Raw genomic sequence first — 16,623 nt, forward strand, 5'->3', positions numbered from 1 at the left:
ATAGGACCTGCATGATTCGTGCAGCCATCCTTGGTGCTTCCGGTTACGTCGGTGGCGAGTTGATGCGGCTTCTCGCTGCCCATCCGGGCATCGATGTCGCGCGGGCCTTCGGCGCGTCAGCCGCCGGCAAGCCGGTTCCTGCGTTCCATCCACACCTGAGCCTTGCTTATGGCGACTGGGCGTTCGATGCATGGGACGAGAGCCTGCTAGACGGCTGCGACCTGGTCTTCGCCGCGCTTCCGCATGGCGAGAGCCAGAAGCTGGTCGACGCCATTGGCGATCGCAAGTTCGTCGACCTCGGCGCCGATTTCCGGCTCGATACCGCCGAGGAATATGAGCTTTGGTATGGCGAGAAGCATGAGCGGCCGGACCTGCTCTCAAGCTTCGTCTATGGCCTGCCGGAATTCCGCCGCGCCGATATCGCCGCCGCCAATCGTGTCGCCGCGCCGGGCTGTTACCCGACGGCCGCCAGCCTGGCGCTAAAGCCCCTCGTCGAAGCGGGGGTCATCGAGACAAAGGGCGTCATCGTCGATGCCGCCTCCGGCGTTAGCGGCGCCGGCCGGATCCCCTCCCACGGCACGATCTACGGCGCGGTCGAGGGCAATTTCAAAGCTTATGGCCTGCTGAAACATCGCCACACAGCCGAGATGCAGATGGTGACCGGCGCCGAGGTCATCTTCACGCCGCACCTCGCGCCAATGAGCCGGGGCATCCTCGCCACCTGCTATGCCCGCGCCACCGGCCCTTCGGACCCGCTGGCGATCCTCGCCGAGGCCTATGCCGCCGAGCCGTTCGTCTATGTCGGCCAGACGCCGCCCGAGACCAAATGGGCGAGCGGATCGAATGCCGCCTTCCTGACTGCACGTTACGACCAGCGCACCAACATGGTCGTCGCCATCGCCGCCATCGACAATCTCGGCAAGGGCGCGGCCGGCCAGATGATCCAGTGCGCCAACATCATGCTCGGCCTCGACGAGACGGCCGGGCTTCCCATTGCCGGAGTCTATCCATGAGCGTTACCGCTGCTGAAGGCTTTGTCGCCGCCGGCGTCCATGCCGGGCTGAAGGCCAGCCGCCGCGACGTCGCCTTGCTGGCGACCGACGACGGCAATCCCGTGCCGACCGCCGCCGTCTTCACCACCAACAAGTTTCGCGCCCCGCCGGTCGAGGCCTGCGTCGAGCGGCTGCAGGCGTCGAACGGCATGGCGTCGGGCGTCATCGTCAATTCGGGCAACGCCAATGCCGGCACCGGCGCCAAGGGCCGCGCCAATGCCGAGACGATGTGCGAGTCCGCGGCGGAGGCAGTCGGCTGCTCGGCGCAGGAAATGCTGGTCTGCTCGACCGGCCTCATCGGCTTCCAGCTGCCGATGCGGAAGATCCTCGGCGGCATCACCAGGCTTGGCGACGCCCTGAGCCGCGACGGCCATCGCGACGCCGCCAAGGGTATCCTGACGACCGACACGCGCCCGAAGGAATCGCTGGTCCGCGGCGACGGCTGGACGGTTGGCGGCATGGCCAAGGGCTGCGGCATGCTGGCGCCGAACATGGCGACCATGCTCGCTTTCCTGACCACCGACGCCGATGTCGAGCGGCCGGTCCTGCAGGACATATTGTTCCGTGCCGCCGATGCCAGCTTCAACTGCCTGATCACCGACGGCGCGACCTCGACCAACGACACGGTCATGCTCTTCGCCAGCGGCCGCAAGGGGCCGCCCAAGGGCATGGCGGCGTTCGAGGACGGCGTCTTCCAGGTCTGCGAAGAATTGATGTTGCAGATGGCCCGCGACGCCGAGGGCATGACCAAGCTGGTCGTCATCCGAGTCACCGGAGCGGCCTCCGATGCCGAGGCCCGCAAGGCGGCCCGTTCGATTGGCTCGAACCAGCTGATCAAATGCAGCTGGTACGGCGCCGATGCCTATTGGGGCCGGCTTCTGGCCGAGGCCGGCTCCTGCGGCATCGCCTTCGAGGCTGACAAATCGTCGGTCAGCTATGGGGGCATCAAGGTCGCCGAGGGCGGAGTCGAGATCGCCCACGACGCCAAGGCGGTCCTCGCTCACATGAAAGGGAAGGAGATCGACATCCTCGTCGATCTCGGCATCGGCTCGGGCCAAGGCCGCGCCGTCTCAGTCGACCTTGGTCCCGGCTACATCAAAGAGAATGCGGCGACCTCATGATCACGCCCCACGATACCGCACGGCTGCTGATCGAGGCTTTGCCCTACATCCGCCGCTTCACCGGCAAGACCCTGGTCGTAAAGGTCGGCGGCCTGCCGATGACCGATCCGGATCGGGCGCGTAGCCTCGCCAAGGACGTGCTCCTTCTACACAGCGTCGGCATCCGCGTCGTGCTCGTCCATGGCGGCGGGCCGCAGATCGATGAGCAGATGGAGCGCGCCGGCATAGCCGTACAGCGGATCGACGGCCTCCGAGTCACCGACGCCGACACGCTCGACATTGTCCGCATGGTGCTGGTCGGCAAGACCAACCGCGACCTGGTCGCCGCGATCAACGCATTGGAGCCGGTGGCGATCGGCGTCGCCGGCGAGGATGGGCGGCTGCTGGAGGTCGAGCCGGTGGACGAACGGCTGGGCTTTGTCGGCCGTGTCACCAAGGTCCGTGGCGAACTGCTCCACGACTTCCATGATGACGGTTTGATTCCGGTGGTCTCCACGGTGGGCGCCGATACCTCGGCCCAGCCTTACAACATCAACGCCGACGACGCCGCCCGCGCCATCGCCATCGCCATGAAGGCGGAGAAGATCATCTATCTGACTGGCGCTCCGGGCCTGCTCGAGGACCCATCCAATCCTGACAGCCTCGTCCACCGCTTGAGCGCCGCCGAGGCTCGCGCCCGCATCGCCGATGAAAGCGTCACCGGCGGCATGATCCCCAAGCTCCTTGCCTGCGCCGAGGCGATCGAGGGCGGCGTCGGAAGCGCCCACATGATCGACGGTCGTGCCGAGCATGCCATCCTCATCGAACTCTTCACCGACGCCGGCATCGGCACGATGGTGACCCAATGACCGCCGCCAAGCAGCAGCGCCAGCGGATGATTGCCGACTGGTTGAGACAGCACAGGATCGGCAGCCAGGAGGAACTGGTTGCGCGGCTCGACCTGGCAGGCGTTCCGGCGACCCAGGCCACTGTCAGCCGCGACCTCGACGAGCTGGGCGCCGTCCGTATCCGTCGCGACGGGACCATGCATTATCGCTTGCCGGAGCAATTGGAGACGGGCGAAGCCGGGCGGCTCGACCGGCTTCTCAGCGAATGGGTGACCGACATTGTCACGGCCGGGAATCTCATTGTCCTCAAGACGCCGCCGGGCTCGGCGAATCTCGTCGCCAATGCGCTCGATGCCGCCGGCCTTGAGGAAGTGGCCGGGACGATCGCTGGCGACGACACAATTTTCCTCGCTCTGGTCGATGGTGCAGTGCCAGGAGCGGTCGCATCGGCCCTTCGCCGCCGCCGCGAAGGGCGCTAGGAAGCCTTTTCGTGCCGGAACGCGTTGCATACGGCAAAGGAGTCCACTGATGGCCAGGCTATTGCTGCCGCTCGCCCTGCTCGCCACTTTGGCGGCCTGCAACAATGACAATCCGGCGACCCAGCCGTCGCAACCCATCGTCGTCCGCTCCGAAGGGCAGGACAAATTGCACCAGCTCGACGACATGAACCGCGCCATCGCTCTCAAGCGCGCGATCTACGAAACGGGGGGTGAATGCCGGACGGTGACCAAGTCCGGCTATGTCGGCGAATATAAGAACGTGTCCTATTGGACCGCGAGCTGCCAGGACAAATACGGCCGTAGCCGCGACTGGGCGCTGTTCGTCGGGCCGGACGAAAGCGTCCAGGTCAGGCTTTGCGAAGATGTCGTGAAGGCGGGACTCCCCGCCTGCACCATCAAGCCCGGAGCCAAGGTCCCGAGCAAGGTCGGCTAGGCTTCAGGTCAGTCGCACTTCCGGGTCGTCTTCACCGACCCGTCGGCGCCGCCTTCCTTGATCGTGACGCAGGCGCCCTGGCGGGTTTCCTCGCGCCAGCTGCCGTCCGGATTGGTGATCCGGTTGCCCGGCTTCGGCACCCGCTGGCCGTCCTTGATTTCATAGTTGAACGGCGTGTTCTGGGTGCCCGCCTGCTGACCGCCCGCGTTCTGCGCATAGGCCGCGCCTGCAGCCAGCGCCGCAACGGCGACGCCGCCAACAACGAACATGATCGCACGACGAGTCATGGAATTTCTCCTCATGGCACCCTTCATAACGCCGGCGAAGTGAACCGCCGCTGAAAGTGCCTGCAGCCCGGCGTTCATACAGCAAAGAGCGCGCGAAGCCGATAATCTTTTTGGAAAGAAAGACTTAGAGGCCTTTGATAGCCTTTTCCAGCTTCTTCATGTCCTCGTCTTTGACGGGGGCGCCGGTGATGTCGGTAGCTTGGGCCTGCTCATCCTTCTTGGCAGGGGCGGGCGGGCCAGGTGTAGCGACCTGCATCGCGAAATAGATGATCCCGGCCGCCCAGATGAGCGCCATCCAGCGACTCTTGAATATCGACGAGTGCTTCATCGGGATCATGGCCCCAAGAATGCGCCGACAAGGTTAAGGGAGAGTTGCCGCGCCTTTGAAAGGCTGCGGATAGGCGAGGCCCATAAACGGAAAGGACCGGAAGTGTTGCCACTTCCGGTCCCCCGACTCTCCGGCTTTCGCCTTCGAGACAATCAATGTGTGCGACTCTTCCAGGCGATTCGCAAGCCCTAATTTAACAAAAATTTGATTCGGGAATTTCGGGGCTTCAGCAACGCAGTGTCGAACCCTGATACCAAGGCTTGGCGCAGTCCTGATTGTTGCGCATCCATGCCGGATAGGCCCGCTCCGGGCGGTCGTGCCACCAGCCGTTGAAGCTGTCGGGTTCGAACGGCCTATTGTTGTATCGGGCCCATTCGCCGCCATTGATCCAGACCCCGCTGTCGCCATTGTTGTTGCGGCGGCGGCCGTCATGTCGATCGCCGAAACTCCCGCCGCCGCCGCTGACGACGAAAAAGCCGTTAGGACTGTTGGGGGAATTGCCTCCGAAGCCATCGGCCATGGCAGGTGTCGATAAAGCGGCGATGCCCGCCAGTCCAAGCAACATCTTGTACATGTCGCTCTCCTCTATTTCCGCCCGGATCGGGCGCGGCAAGAAACGCCCCAGCACTCGGCCCGTTCAATCCGTGCTTCTGCCGATGTCGGCAGCGCTTACATCAGGCCGCTGCGAATGGTGGGAACGACAGGTCGAGCAACGCGGACGCCGCCTGAGCGTTGAGGGCCGAACAGGGAGCTGTGCCGCGTCTTGCAACGGGGGGCACTGAAAAGGAGCTCCACATGAAAATCGGAATTCTGATGATCGCCGCCGGCGCATTCGCGCTCGCGCCGGCGGTGGCCGCACCGGGTCACAGCCACGGTCCGACCACGGGCAAGGGCTGGGTTCATATGAACGGCCCGACCGAGCCTGCGCACGATGTCGAATGCGGCGAGGAAGATGCGACCCGACTTCCGGGCCACGCCGCCGATGCCCGCGGTTCGCCATTCAACGAGGATGGTGTCGCCGGCACGAAATATGCCGGAGAGCAGCCGCAGAATTCGCGGAACGGCCGGTCGGTGTCGCAATATGACCTGGCATGCGCCGGGGGTCCGCCGACGGAATAGGGCCGCGATAACCCGATCGTAACCGAACAATGGTTACGGTCGGGACATGAAGCACTGGGACGAAACCGACGTCGCCGACTGCAAGCCGATTCGCCTGTCGCGGGCGGATCGCAAGCGGCTGCGCGCCATGTTCGCACACGTCCCGGAGCATCGCCGCCGCCGCGAGCCGACACATCCCGGATCGATAATCGGGGTGGCTTTGGCCTTCGCGACACTGGCCGCGTTGGCCTGGGCGTTGGCGCCGGCCGGACCCGTGTCCCCGAAGATCCTGCCTTAAGCCTAGAAGCTGCGGAAGCCGGCGACGATTGCCAGCAGAAGCACGACAAAACTCATGCCTTCCTCCCTCTGCCCCGTCGAAGAGGCTGATCGAGTCGGCAGGAAGCGTCCAGCGGGCGTGAGGTTGCCAGTCGCGCTTGCATCACCTTTCGCCGACAATGGCGCGGGCGTTAGCGCATAGTTACCGGCTCCAGCGCGTGCTATGCGGAGGCAAGCAGCGGGGGGCATCCGATGCCGTACAGAAATGCGCCTTATTACGTATTGGCCTGTATCGCCGTGATCCTGGCCGGCTTCTGGGAAAGCTATTTCTCGCCGATCCTGACGGTTCCGTGGCAGTTCCACGCCCACGGCGTCGCCGCCAGTATCTGGGTGCTGATGGTGCTGTTCCAGAGCTGGTCGGTGCAGAAAGAGCAGCTGCCGCTGCACCGCGCGGTCGGCAAGTCGAGCCTCATCCTCTTCCCGTTCCTGATCTGCGGCCTCACCGCCATCATCGACCTTACCGGCAAGGGCTTCGTCGCCGGCAACGGCCCGACGCGGGTCCTGTTCGGCGGCCAGTTTTTCATCGGCCTCGCCATCGCCGTCGCCGCCTACGTCACCCTCTACTATCGGGCGCTCAAATACCGGCGGAAGGTGTGGCAGCATTCTGGATATATGCTGGCGACGCCGCTGATCCTGTTCGAATCGCCGTTCAGCCGAGTGCTCGGCACGTGGATTCCGCCGCTGCAGGTTCATGGGCCGCAGGATTTTCCGCGGATCATGACCACGATCGAACTCGGGATGGCAACGGAGCTCGTCATCATCGCCGTCATCTGGTGGCGGTTCCGCGACAAGGCGCGGCCGTTCCTGGTCGCGGGCGGGTTCATCGTCGCGCAGATGCTGACCATGGGCCTGATGCAGCACAATCCGGCGCTGGAGCGAATCCTAGTGCTGATCGGGACCGTGCCGAGCGCATTGGTCGTCGGCACCGGCTTCACCATCGGCGCGCTGACAAGCTGGGCGGGCTGGCAGGCGGGGAAGAGGCCGTCGGTGCCGGTGGCCGCGGCCCAGCCGGCCTGAATGCTAACCGACTTGTAACCACCGCCGTTTAGCGTTGCCGCCATGTCCCAGCGTTCGATTCTCCAGTTCCTTAACCCGTGGAAGCTCAAGCGCGAGCGGGAGGCGGCACGGCTTGCGGCGCTCCGCCATCGCGACGGCGATAGTTGCGCCCGCTGCCGGCGGCCGATGCGCTTCGATCTGCCGAGGGGATACGACCAGGTCTGTACGATCGAACCGGTATCGCCGGCCGGCGGCGAGGGCCTCGACAATTTCCGCCTGTGCCACACCCGCTGCAATCCATCGGGCAAGGACCATACCGGCGAAGCGCGGGCGAGGGTGCGGCGTGAGAGTGAAGCGGCCTTGTTCGACAAGGCGCGGAAGAGCCGGGCGGCCTGAGCCGTCACGGAGTCAATCCGTGACGTCGATCGGGTTGTCCTCCCTTCGGTCGTTCCCCGTCGGCCGGCACTCGCCATCTCTACGCGCTGTTCCGGCGGCGCAAGCGCCGGCGTCACTGCGCTCGGCGGCTCGGGCGCTAACCGTCTCGTAACCCTGTTCGGCCTAGAGTCCTGCGCATGACGAGGCCAGTCCCTTCCGGAAAGCAGTTCGTCGACCTCGCGGCCGAGGCGGCGAAGCCGTCGCGTATCCGCCGCGACCCGCCGCTTAAAGTGGCGAAGAAGACCGTCGTCCCGGACCGCGAAATCGTCGATCGCCAAGCGGTGCTGATCGGCATTGTCGCCATCGCCCTGAGCCTGGTGGTGATCGCGCTGTTCATCGGCAACTGGGCCGGCTGGTCGCCGCGGCAAGTGACGTTGGAAGTGGACGACCGCGGGGGATACTAGGCCGGCCAACCGGTCACGGGATCGGCTTCGGATCGCCCCATTTGACCATCGGCGGCCCCGCGTCGTCCTTCAACCTCAGGATCGCATAAGTCCGCGCCTGTGCATTGGCTTTCAGCCCTTGAGGTACTGGGATCGCCTGGGCTGAAATCTTGTTGAGCTCGCCGTCCTTCCACTGCTTGGGAGGTTCGTAATCGACACTGCGGTTGCAATAGGGATCTTTCGCACCTTGGGGCACGATCGGCCTGGTCCAGCACTTGCCGCTGTCGGCATGGCAATAGGGGTAGCCTTCGCCCGTAGCGCAGCCGTCGTCGTCGGTGCAGGTTTTCCCGGCCATCTGAGTGTAGCCCAGATCGGCGGGACGGAAGAGGATGCATTCCCCGCCGAGGCGATCGGATTCGATTCCGTCCTTGGAGCTCTTGACCTTGAACCATGAATTGATCCCGGGCTGGCGGTTGCCCGTGATCGTCCCGGCCTCGATAACGTAGAGTTCGGCTGCTGGCGCGGCGGCCGCGTCATTGGCCGATGCGTTTTCCGCGGGGCTATATTTGTTGCAACCGGTGGCGAAGAGAGGCGAGACGAAGAGAAGCGCGAGTGCAAGGTGACGCATGGACTTTCTCCTGCATCAGGTCGATTCGGCACCGTAATAATTACATAGATCAATTCGGAGGGCGACTCATGCCTAACGCTGTCTGGCTCCGTTTCTACAAGATGCCCTTCGCAAAGGTTTACCCGGCCTATATCGCCAAGGCCGAGCGGAAGGGGCGGACGAAGGCGGAGATTGACGAGATCATCCGCTGGCTGACCGGTTATTCGCAAAGCCAGCTGGAGGCGGAGATTGCGGCGGGCACGGACGTCGAGACCTTCTACACCAAAGCCCCGGCGCTGAACCCGGCGCGCTCCCTCATCACCGGCACGATCTGCGGCGACCGCGTGCAGGACATCGAGGAACCGCTGAGGCGCGAGTGCCGCTATCTCGACAAGCTCATCGACGAACTCGCCAAGGGCAAGGCGATGGAAAAGATCCTGCGGGCGGGCTAGCCGGCCAGTTGAGGACGAGGAGCGCCGATGCGCAGGAAACCGACGAGCGTGCAGGCGCTGACCGAGCTTGGCCGGGTGCGGCTGAGCAAGAGCTTCTTCATGCGCGACATGCTGCATTCGGAAATCGCGCAGGTGCACGGGCTGCTCAACGCGCCCGACGACCCGGACCTGGCGATCGCGGCGGGGACCCGGCTGTGCGAGGAACTGCTCGAACCGCTGCAGGACCGCTGGGGGCGCGTCGCGGTTCGCGGCGCCTATCGCAACCAGGAGGTCAACGCGCTCGGCAACCGGATGATGCGCGCCGGCAAGGCGGGCTATAATTGCGCTATCAACGAGAGCAGCGCGGCCGGCCACATCTGGGACCTGCGCGACAAGCATGGCTGCATGGGCGCGACGGCGTGCGTCGTCGTACCGGCCTTCTACGATTTGCACCCGGAGCCCGGCGGCTGGCAGCACCTCGCCCGCTGGATCGACGAGAATTTGCCTTATTCCTGGCTGCAGTTCTTCCCGAAATATTGGGCGTTCAACATCAACTGGCACGAGCGGCCGCTGCGGCGGATCGGCAGCTATGTCGAACCGAGAGGGCGGTGGCGGTGATTTTGCGGGCGAATGCGGTCGCCCGACGAGATTCTGCAATCTCCCTGGAGATTCGATTTTCAAAGAGCCGCTCCAATTCCCAATCGAAAGTTCGCTAAGTTCACTCCTCAACGCGCTTGAGCGCGCGCACGAACGGCCGATGGCTTCGGCGATCTGCCGTTCGCTTGGCATTTCCATGTTTGGGTGGACTCCGTCGGAAAAGGAGCCGCACCACATGGATCACATCATGGGCTGTAGGACAGCAAAAATTGCCGAGCGCAGGCGAGCGATTGCGTCAGCAATCGGGAGCCAGCGTCGAAGAGACAATTTTTGCCCGGCCGACGGGTCGGCGCAGCCGAACCCGTTCGACGTCCCGGATTCACTCCGTGACGGCTTGCTTCAATTCAACCTCGAGCAGGGACGCTTCGCAGTCGCACTTATGGCAGTGGCCATAGTCAAAGACCGCACCGAGCACCCATTCTTGCTTGCCAGTGTCCCAGTCGGCCCATGCGTCGCGGCTGACCGCGTCCGACCCGCATGTTCCGCAGACAATTGCGATGCGCTTGCCGGGCTTTGTCATTGGCACACCGTGCCCAGGCCCGAGCAATTTTCAACCCACTATTTGATCCGAACTAACCGGTCCGCCACATGGGTCAGCTTGTAGAGAAATCCCTGCCAGCCCGCCCGCTTTGCAGTTGCACTCAGAGGGTTGCGTGGTTCGAAGATCGAGGCATCCTGCAAGTCCGCAGACAGGTAATAGATCGCCTTCTTCTTCCCCGATTTTGCGACAGTGACAATGAACAGCGGAAAGAAGATTCCCGAATCCATTCGCTCCTTCTGCGGCCCCCACGCCGCGCCAAGGATGGAATCCGGTTTGCGGTCTACGTCATCGACGCGTGTTGCTTTCACCTGTGCAAGGTAGCCACAGAAATCGCAGATCAGGTCGGCGCAACGAAAGTTTATCGGGAGACGCTTGAGCGTTCGCGCGCGCTTACACCGGGGACAATTGCAGCTTGCCGCGACAAGCTTCTCGCCCAGTTCGCCGAGGTCCTGCTTGTCGGTCGCCAACCCGAATCTCCCGCTTTTACAGCGGTAGATCTGAAAAGGCTTCGTCCGGCAAGGAGACTTGAGTAGCGTTCGTCTATGGGCGGGGAACGCAAGGACAATGTGTATCGTGGCCAATTCGGTCGGCGGCGTTCTAACGCGCCAAGACCAAAGTGGCAGGGCACGGACTGGATCAGCCCGGAGGCCTACCAAGCCCTGAGCCGAGAAGAGAAACAGGAGCTAGCCAGCCGTCGCCAGCAGGTGAGGGGTCAGCGCAAGCAACGGAATTTCCAGCGCTATAGGAGAAAACCTAGGCGCGGCTTCGGCGGTTATTTGCGTTACAAAGCGACCGTCATCGGCACGGCGGCTGCACTCATCATTGGTGGCGGCTGGATCGGTGATCGACTGAGCCAGAAGCCGGTAGCAACGGCAACGGGCGCCTCGTCCGTTCGTGAGAGTTTCCACTTTTGCCATACGGGCGGCGGGACGAATTGCGTCGTCGATGGCGACACGATCTGGCTGCAAGGCGAGAATATTCGGATCGCCGACATCGATGCGCCGGAAACTCACGAATATGATTGTGCTTCCGAGAAGGCCCTAGGCGACCGGGCGACCCAACGGCTGCTGCAACTGGTGAACAGCGGGACGATCACGCTGAAATCAGTCGACCGGGACGCGGACGTTTATGGTCGCAAGCTGAGGCTAGTCCTCGTCGATGGGCACGACGTCGGCGATACGCTCGTGAACGAAGGGCTTGCTCGCTACTACCAAGGCGGTAAGCGACCTTGGTGTTGAACGTTTGCGTTGAGGAGTTGCGTATGAAGTACAGCATGGATTTCCAGTACATGCCCCGCGGCCATGATCGGCCTCTCGACGACGGCGAGATCGTCGGTCTCTCGGTAGACCAATCCCAATTCGCGCTCATCCCTGCAGTCGGCGACTACGTTCAACTCGAACCGATGACTTCGGACGCCGACCATGCGCGTTTTTCCGGGCGAGTTAAATCGCGTCTGTTCAGGTATTTCGGAAATGAGCACTGCGGGATCAACATCGTCATTGAAGAGACGGATGACGCTGTCTGGGGTGGACTGATCAAGGAATAAGCGGGGCTGCAGCATTCTGGCATTCGGCTCGCAAATATCGAGGGCGGCCGAAGCCGCCCCCTTTATCCGCTCAGCAATTGGGCCAAGCGCCGGCCTATCCGGTTTCTGCGCGGGCGAGGTTGAGCTGGAATTCACGCAATGCGGCCAGGGCCTCGTCTCGCGTGAAATAGGCTCGGTGGGATATGACGATTACTCTTCCTTGGGAGTCCATAAGGTAGAAACGCCACATCCATTCCTCGTCCATGTGCAGATATGCTTGCGCTTCTGCGAACATGGCTCCGCCTTCCTAAGAAGTGCAGGTGGAAGTGTGGGTACGGATTTTCCTGATCCCGACGTTGGGAGCTTATGCTTGCGGCCGATGTTTCGGTTCCACCCCAGACCAACCAGGGGACTGGGTGCTGAGCAGTACGCGAAGGGTCCTGATCCGCAGCCATTTGGTTATTGCGATCGATTTATGGCCCTTGCGACATACTACCCTCCCTAAGCTAGCTGAGCGGAAATTATCTTATTCAGCAGCAACCCCAGCCCGAGAGAACATATCCCCCTCATCGCCGCTGCCGCCTTCGTCGCCGGCACCGTCCTGGCCATCGTTCGCCGCGTTCGACTTGGCCTTCTGCCGGCGGTCGAAATTGTCCCAGACTTCGCCCCAATTCCCGCGGGTCGCGGCCTTGGAATATTCCGTCGCGCGGGTTTCGAAGAAGTTGGCGTGCTCGACGCCGTTCAGCATCGGCGCCAGCCAGGGCAGCGGGTGCTCGTCGACCATGTAGATGGGCTTCATGCCCAGCTGGCCCAGGCGCCAGTCGGCGATGAAGCGGATGTACTTCTGGATCTGCTTGGGCGTCATGCCCTCGACCGGGCCCATTTCGAAGGCGAGCTCGATGAAGGCGTCTTCCAGCCGAACCGTCTTCTGGCAGGCGTCGATGATCGATTCCTGGACGTTGCGGGTCAGGCAGTCGCGTTCCTTCACGAAGGTGTGGAACAGCTTGATGATGCCTTCGCAGTGCAGGCTCTCGTCGCGGACCGACCAGCTGACGATCTGGCCCATGCCCTTCATCTTGTTGAAGCGCGGGAAGTTCATCAGCATGGCGAAGCTGGCGAACAGCTGCAGCCCCTCGGTGAAGCCGCCGAACATGGCGAGCGTCTTGGCGATGTCCTCGTCCGTGTCGACGCCGAAGGTGCTCAAATAATCGTGCTTGTCCTTCATCTCCTTGTACTGGAGGAAGGCGGAATATTCGCTCTCCGGCATGCCGATGGTGTCGAGGAGGTGCGAGTAAGCGGCGATGTGCACCGTCTCCATGTTGGAGAAGGCGGTCAGCATCATCTTGATCTCGGTCGGCTTGAACACGCGGCCGTATTTGTCGTGGTAGCAATCCTGCACCTCGACGTCGGCCTGGGTGAAGAAGCGGAAGATCTGGGTGAGCAGGTTGCGCTCATGATCGGTGAGCTTCTGCGCCCAGTCGCGGCAATCCTCGCCCAGCGGCACTTCCTCCGGCATCCAGTGGATCTGCTGCTGGCGCTTCCAATATTCGAACGCCCAGGGGTATTCGAACGGCTTGTACTGCTTGCGGGCTTGAAGGAGGGGCATGCTTACTCTCCGTCCTCGCCGTCAACTCGGCGGGTTTCAATGTGGGTGACACGCGGGCCGGTCCTGCCCGCGAAAACAAGTGCAATGGCGACCAGGACGCCAATGGCGATGGCGATGATGATGGGCAGGCTCATTCGCCCGGCTCCACGATGCGTTTCGCCTTCACCTCGATGGTGCGGTCGCGGTAGACGGTCTGCGTCTTGCGGGCGCCGACGCCGAACACGCAGATGCCGAGGAAATAGCCGAAATCGTACCAGCCGCCGTCATTGGGGACGGCGTAAATGGCGGTGTTGCTGCTGAACAGCGAGATGACCCAGGCGACCGGGAAGATGAAGCCGTGCCACAGGCCTTCGAGGAAGCCGGGGGCGGCGGGATCGACGGCGGTCGCGGCCTGTTGCGCGCAGGCGGTGAGGGCGAAGGCTGCCCCTACCGCCAGAAGAAGCGGCCGCCGCGGAGCGGTTTGCCCGCCTGCCTGCGAGACTGCCGGAAACGCCAGATCTGAATGTACATCCACAGGCCGGAGAAGGCGAAGAAGAGCAGCGACAGGCCGGACATAATCGAGATGACGACGCCCGCGGGTCCGAAGCTCTCGCCCGAATGCAGATGATGGAGCAGGCCGACATTCCACGGCCCCGGCTGCTGCTTGGGCCGGCAGGTCATGTCCTCGGGGCATTTGAAGCCCGGCGGGGAGTTGGGCGAGGCTTTGGGAGGCGGCCCGGCGCGCGACGTCTCCGCGCGCTCGAACCCGCCCTTGTTGACCAGGCTGCCCACCTGGCTGAGCACGCCCGTCACCGAGATCCACAGCAAAAAGACGCCGAATATCGTCGCCACCCACCGATGCCACTTGCGCACGCGAATCTCCGTCTTGCGAATGTTTCGCAATATCAAGACGAAGTTGGTGCGATTGGCAAGGGGTCATTGCGCGCCCTCCAATTTGCCGGCGAGGCCGAGCGCGAAAACCGTGAGCGCGGCGCCCAATGCAGCCATCATCGTGCCGATCATGCGGCGGGCGTAACGCTGTGCGTCGCTGCCGCGGCGGCTGGAGAGGAGGATGACCATCCCCGCCGCCAGTGCGACGAGCCCGATGCCGAGCATGATGAGCTGGCCCATGGTCATAATCCCGCCGAATGCCTGTATTCGAGCAGGCCGGAGCCGTGGATCAGCAGGATCAGCCCGACGATCAGCAGGACGACGGCAGACTGGCTGCCGGTCTTCGCCTCACCCTCCGGCCCACGGCGGCGATAGAGCACCACCGCGCCCACCATCAGCGCCGCGCCGAACGCAATCTCGATGATGGAGGTAGTCGTCATTGGCAGGCCAGGCATTCGTCATAGTCTGTGGACGAGGCGAGCTGGATTTCTTTCAGCTCGGGCGTGTTGTCCGCTTCGACGCCGCCGGCGAACCCAGCGCGCTGCACCGATTTGGAGCGCAGGTAATAGAGCGACTTGATGCCGAGCTCCCAGGCGCGGAAGTGCAGCATCAGCAGGTCCCATTTGTCGACATCGGCCGGGATGAAGAGGTTGAGGCTGGTCGCCTGGTCGATGAACGGCGTGCGGTCGGCGGCAAGCTCGATCAGCCAGCGCTGGTCGATCTCGAAGCTGGTCTTGTAGACGTCCTTTTCCTCCTGGGTGAGGAAGTCGAGGTGCTGGACGGAGCCGCCGCGCTCGAGGATCGAGTTCCAGACGCTGTCCGAGTTCTTCGACTTCTCGGTGAGCAGCTTCTCCAAATACGGGTTTTTGATCGAGAAACTGCCCGACAGCGTCTTGTGGGTGTAGATGTTGGCCGGGATCGGCTCGATGCAGGCCGAGGTGCCGCCGCAGATGATCGAGATCGACGCGGTCGGCGCGATCGCCATCTTGCAGCTGAAGCGCTCCATGACGCCCATGTCGGCGGCATCGGGACACGGGCCGCGCTCGTTCGCCAGCATCATCGAGGCTTCGTCGACCTGCGCCTTGATGTGCTTGAAGATGCGCATGTTCCACGACTTGGCCATGGCGCCTTCGAACGGCAGTCCGCGCGCCTGCAGGAAGCTGTGGAAGCCCATGACGCCGAGGCCGACCGACCGCTCGCGCTCGGCACTGTACTTGGCGCGCGCCATCTCGTCCGGCGCGCGGGCGATATAGTCGGAGAGCACATTGTCGAGGAAGCGCATGACGTCCTCGACGAACTGCTTGTCGCCGTTCCATTCGTCCCAGGTTTCAAGGTTCATCGAGCTCAAACAGCAGACGGCCGTGCGGTCGGCGCCGAGATGGTCCTTGCCGGTCGGCAAGGTGATCTCGGAGCAGAGGTTCGACGTCGTCACCTTGAGGCCGAGGTCGCGGTGATGTTTCGGCATCGACCGGTTCACCTGGTCGATGAAGATGATGTACGGCTCGCCGGTCGCCAGCCGGGTCTCGACCAGCTTCTGGAAGAGGGCGCGGGCGTCGACCTTGCCGCGCTCGGTGCCGTCGCGTGGGCTGCGGAGCGTGAACTCGGCGCCGTCGCGGACCGCTTCCATGAACTCGTCGGTGACCAGCACGCCATGGTGCAGGTTCAAGGCCTTGCGGTTGAAGTCGCCCGACGGCTTGCGGATCTCCAGGAACTCCTCGATCTCGGGATGCGAGATATCGAGGTAGCAGGCGGCCGAGCCGCGCCGCAGCGAGCCCTGCGAAATCGCCAGCGTCAGCGAATCCATGACGCGGACGAACGGGATGATGCCGCTGGTCTTGCCGTTGAGGCCGACCGGCTCGCCGATGCCGCGCACCGATCCCCAATAGGTGCCGATACCGCCGCCCTTGGACGCCAGCCAGACATTCTCGTTCCAGGTGCCGACGATGCCGTCGAGGCTGTCGGAGACGCTATTCAGATAGCAGCTGATCGGCAGGCCGCGGCCGGTACCGCCGTTCGACAAGACGGGTGTCGCCGGCATGAACCACAGCTTGGAAATATAGTCATAGACGCGCTGCGCATGTGCGGCGTCGTCCGCGTAAGCCGAGGCGACGCGCGCGAAGAGATCCTGGTAGGTCTCGCCTGGCAGGAGGTAGCGGTCGTTCAGCGTCTCCTTGCCGAAATCGGTCAGGAGCGCGTCGCGCGACGGGTCGATCTCGACCTTGTGCGCCTTGGGGTCGACCCGCTTGCTGCCAGTCTCAACGACATCGTCGGCGCTGACTTCGCTGCTGCTCGAAAAATCCATGTCCTCACCCCGTGACTCGACCGCATTTCCCGCGGTCTGTTCTACTAATGTTCGACTCGGCGCCATGGGCCGAATCTAGCCCAAATTCGCAACGAAAGGGGTCTTTTCTCAGCCAGTCCCCGATATCCACAGGGCACGCAAATGGCCTCACCGGAAGATAGTGTCTTCCGGCCACAACCACAAGAAGTTGAGAAGCTCCCCCGTCGCTACACAATCTATAGTGCCTCAACTGGAATCGGACGCAAGATCAATTTTTAATCCAGCGCAAAAAAACTGTGGCCCGCAGAG

The 16,623-nt window shown here is 63.2% G+C and carries 28 protein-coding genes; 14 read left to right on the top strand and 14 right to left on the bottom strand.

Features of this window, described 5'->3' with window-relative positions:
* The first annotated feature begins 11 nt into the window (after positions 1–11).
* Genes argC through LZ536_RS08930 form a run of 5 tightly spaced genes read left to right on the top strand, consistent with a single transcriptional unit; the run spans position 12 to position 3,933 of the window.
* Positions 12–1,013: an N-acetyl-gamma-glutamyl-phosphate reductase gene (gene argC, locus LZ536_RS08910; protein ID WP_249848224.1), complete on the top strand. Its 1,002-nt coding sequence runs from the start codon at positions 12–14 to the stop codon at positions 1,011–1,013.
* Positions 1,010–2,173 carry a bifunctional glutamate N-acetyltransferase/amino-acid acetyltransferase ArgJ gene (gene argJ / locus LZ536_RS08915; protein ID WP_249848232.1) on the top strand — a complete coding sequence of 388 codons (1,164 nt, stop codon included), beginning with the start codon at positions 1,010–1,012 and terminating at the stop codon, positions 2,171–2,173. Before argC ends, argJ begins: the two co-directional genes overlap by 4 nt.
* Positions 2,170–3,021 carry an acetylglutamate kinase gene (gene argB / locus LZ536_RS08920; protein ID WP_249848236.1) on the top strand — a complete coding sequence of 284 codons (852 nt, stop codon included), beginning with the start codon at positions 2,170–2,172 and terminating at the stop codon, positions 3,019–3,021. The genes argJ and argB overlap by 4 nt, the downstream gene beginning before the upstream one ends.
* Positions 3,018–3,479, top strand: coding sequence for an arginine repressor (gene argR, locus LZ536_RS08925; protein WP_249848241.1), 462 nt, complete (start codon positions 3,018–3,020; stop codon positions 3,477–3,479). Before argB ends, argR begins: the two co-directional genes overlap by 4 nt.
* Before the next feature lie 49 nt (positions 3,480–3,528).
* Positions 3,529–3,933, top strand: a complete 405-nt coding sequence (locus tag LZ536_RS08930; RefSeq protein WP_249848243.1) for a hypothetical protein — start codon at positions 3,529–3,531, stop codon at positions 3,931–3,933.
* A gap of 8 nt (positions 3,934–3,941) precedes the next feature.
* Here the strand turns inward: LZ536_RS08930 and LZ536_RS08935 are convergent, their stop codons facing one another.
* From LZ536_RS08935 to LZ536_RS08945, 3 genes are all read right to left on the bottom strand, one after another.
* Positions 3,942–4,220 (bottom strand): hypothetical protein, encoded by a 279-nt coding sequence (locus LZ536_RS08935; RefSeq protein WP_249848244.1) that lies wholly within the window; start codon positions 4,218–4,220, stop codon positions 3,942–3,944.
* Positions 4,221–4,344: 124 nt separating this feature from the next.
* Positions 4,345–4,557 carry a hypothetical protein gene (locus tag LZ536_RS08940; RefSeq protein WP_249848246.1) on the bottom strand — a complete coding sequence of 71 codons (213 nt, stop codon included), beginning with the start codon at positions 4,555–4,557 and terminating at the stop codon, positions 4,345–4,347.
* Positions 4,558–4,774: 217 nt separating this feature from the next.
* Positions 4,775–5,122 (bottom strand): hypothetical protein, encoded by a 348-nt coding sequence (locus tag LZ536_RS08945; RefSeq protein ID WP_249848247.1) that lies wholly within the window; start codon positions 5,120–5,122, stop codon positions 4,775–4,777.
* 221 nt (positions 5,123–5,343) lie between these two features.
* On the opposite strand from LZ536_RS08945, the gene LZ536_RS08950 reads away from it, so the two are divergent.
* The 5 genes from LZ536_RS08950 (at position 5,344) to LZ536_RS08970 (ending at position 7,817) form a co-directional block, all read left to right on the top strand.
* On the top strand, positions 5,344–5,667 hold the full coding sequence (locus LZ536_RS08950) for a hypothetical protein (RefSeq protein WP_249848249.1): 324 nt from the start codon (positions 5,344–5,346) through the stop codon (positions 5,665–5,667).
* A 46-nt stretch (positions 5,668–5,713) separates the two neighbouring features.
* Complete coding sequence (locus tag LZ536_RS08955; protein ID WP_249848251.1) at positions 5,714–5,944, top strand: hypothetical protein; 231 nt, start codon at positions 5,714–5,716, stop codon at positions 5,942–5,944.
* Between the two features lie 230 nt (positions 5,945–6,174).
* Entirely contained in the window at positions 6,175–6,999 is an 825-nt protein-coding gene (locus LZ536_RS08960) for a hypothetical protein (protein ID WP_249848253.1), read from the top strand.
* 42 nt (positions 7,000–7,041) lie between these two features.
* The gene (locus LZ536_RS08965; protein WP_249848255.1) at positions 7,042–7,374 is read left to right on the top strand and encodes a hypothetical protein; all 333 of its coding nucleotides are present in this window, start codon (positions 7,042–7,044) and stop codon (positions 7,372–7,374) included.
* 176 nt (positions 7,375–7,550) lie between these two features.
* Positions 7,551–7,817, top strand: coding sequence for a hypothetical protein (locus LZ536_RS08970; protein ID WP_249848257.1), 267 nt, complete (start codon positions 7,551–7,553; stop codon positions 7,815–7,817).
* Positions 7,818–7,830: 13 nt separating this feature from the next.
* Here LZ536_RS08970 and LZ536_RS08975 read toward each other — a convergent pair whose 3' ends face one another.
* Positions 7,831–8,424 carry a hypothetical protein gene (locus LZ536_RS08975; RefSeq protein WP_249848259.1) on the bottom strand — a complete coding sequence of 198 codons (594 nt, stop codon included), beginning with the start codon at positions 8,422–8,424 and terminating at the stop codon, positions 7,831–7,833.
* A gap of 68 nt (positions 8,425–8,492) precedes the next feature.
* Between LZ536_RS08975 and LZ536_RS08980 the strand changes: the two genes are divergently transcribed.
* Positions 8,493–8,855 (top strand): DUF2200 domain-containing protein, encoded by a 363-nt coding sequence (locus LZ536_RS08980; RefSeq protein WP_249848268.1) that lies wholly within the window; start codon positions 8,493–8,495, stop codon positions 8,853–8,855.
* 27 nt (positions 8,856–8,882) lie between these two features.
* The gene (locus tag LZ536_RS08985) at positions 8,883–9,452 is read left to right on the top strand and encodes a hypothetical protein (RefSeq protein ID WP_249848270.1); all 570 of its coding nucleotides are present in this window, start codon (positions 8,883–8,885) and stop codon (positions 9,450–9,452) included.
* Between the two features lie 358 nt (positions 9,453–9,810).
* Here the strand turns inward: LZ536_RS08985 and LZ536_RS08990 are convergent, their stop codons facing one another.
* Positions 9,811–10,011: a hypothetical protein gene (locus LZ536_RS08990; protein ID WP_249848271.1), complete on the bottom strand. Its 201-nt coding sequence runs from the start codon at positions 10,009–10,011 to the stop codon at positions 9,811–9,813.
* 38 nt (positions 10,012–10,049) lie between these two features.
* Complete coding sequence (locus LZ536_RS08995) at positions 10,050–10,499, bottom strand: DpnI domain-containing protein (protein WP_249848273.1); 450 nt, start codon at positions 10,497–10,499, stop codon at positions 10,050–10,052.
* Between the two features lie 309 nt (positions 10,500–10,808).
* Between LZ536_RS08995 and LZ536_RS09000 the strand changes: the two genes are divergently transcribed.
* A complete protein-coding gene (locus LZ536_RS09000; protein WP_249848275.1) occupies positions 10,809–11,270 on the top strand; it encodes a thermonuclease family protein in 462 nt (153 codons plus the stop codon).
* Between the two features lie 23 nt (positions 11,271–11,293).
* Positions 11,294–11,578 (top strand): hypothetical protein, encoded by a 285-nt coding sequence (locus tag LZ536_RS09005; protein ID WP_249848276.1) that lies wholly within the window; start codon positions 11,294–11,296, stop codon positions 11,576–11,578.
* Positions 11,579–11,672: 94 nt separating this feature from the next.
* On the opposite strand, the gene LZ536_RS09010 is transcribed toward LZ536_RS09005, so the two are convergent.
* The 8 genes from LZ536_RS09010 to LZ536_RS09040 all read right to left on the bottom strand — a co-directional run bounded on the left by LZ536_RS09010 (position 11,673) and on the right by LZ536_RS09040 (position 16,335).
* Positions 11,673–11,852 carry a hypothetical protein gene (locus tag LZ536_RS09010; RefSeq protein ID WP_249848278.1) on the bottom strand — a complete coding sequence of 60 codons (180 nt, stop codon included), beginning with the start codon at positions 11,850–11,852 and terminating at the stop codon, positions 11,673–11,675.
* 231 nt (positions 11,853–12,083) lie between these two features.
* The gene (locus tag LZ536_RS09015) at positions 12,084–13,163 is read right to left on the bottom strand and encodes a ribonucleotide-diphosphate reductase subunit beta (protein ID WP_249848279.1); all 1,080 of its coding nucleotides are present in this window, start codon (positions 13,161–13,163) and stop codon (positions 12,084–12,086) included.
* Between the two features lie 2 nt (positions 13,164–13,165).
* Positions 13,166–13,297: a hypothetical protein gene (locus tag LZ536_RS13065; RefSeq protein ID WP_283938396.1), complete on the bottom strand. Its 132-nt coding sequence runs from the start codon at positions 13,295–13,297 to the stop codon at positions 13,166–13,168.
* Positions 13,294–13,677, bottom strand: a complete 384-nt coding sequence (locus tag LZ536_RS09020) for a hypothetical protein (protein WP_348538826.1) — start codon at positions 13,675–13,677, stop codon at positions 13,294–13,296. Before LZ536_RS09020 ends, LZ536_RS13065 begins: the two co-directional genes overlap by 4 nt.
* The gene (locus tag LZ536_RS09025) at positions 13,590–14,015 is read right to left on the bottom strand and encodes a PepSY domain-containing protein (protein ID WP_249848281.1); all 426 of its coding nucleotides are present in this window, start codon (positions 14,013–14,015) and stop codon (positions 13,590–13,592) included. Before LZ536_RS09025 ends, LZ536_RS09020 begins: the two co-directional genes overlap by 88 nt.
* A 63-nt stretch (positions 14,016–14,078) precedes the next feature.
* Positions 14,079–14,273 (bottom strand): hypothetical protein, encoded by a 195-nt coding sequence (locus tag LZ536_RS09030; RefSeq protein ID WP_249848283.1) that lies wholly within the window; start codon positions 14,271–14,273, stop codon positions 14,079–14,081.
* Between the two features lie 2 nt (positions 14,274–14,275).
* On the bottom strand, positions 14,276–14,473 hold the full coding sequence (locus tag LZ536_RS09035) for a hypothetical protein (RefSeq protein WP_249848285.1): 198 nt from the start codon (positions 14,471–14,473) through the stop codon (positions 14,276–14,278).
* On the bottom strand, positions 14,470–16,335 hold the full coding sequence (locus LZ536_RS09040) for a ribonucleoside-diphosphate reductase subunit alpha (RefSeq protein WP_249848286.1): 1,866 nt from the start codon (positions 16,333–16,335) through the stop codon (positions 14,470–14,472). Before LZ536_RS09040 ends, LZ536_RS09035 begins: the two co-directional genes overlap by 4 nt.
* Between the last annotated feature and the right edge of the window lie 288 nt (positions 16,336–16,623).

Source organism: Sphingomonas alba (genome assembly GCF_023516555.1).
Taxonomy (GTDB): Bacteria; Pseudomonadota; Alphaproteobacteria; order Sphingomonadales; family Sphingomonadaceae; genus Sphingomicrobium; species Sphingomicrobium album.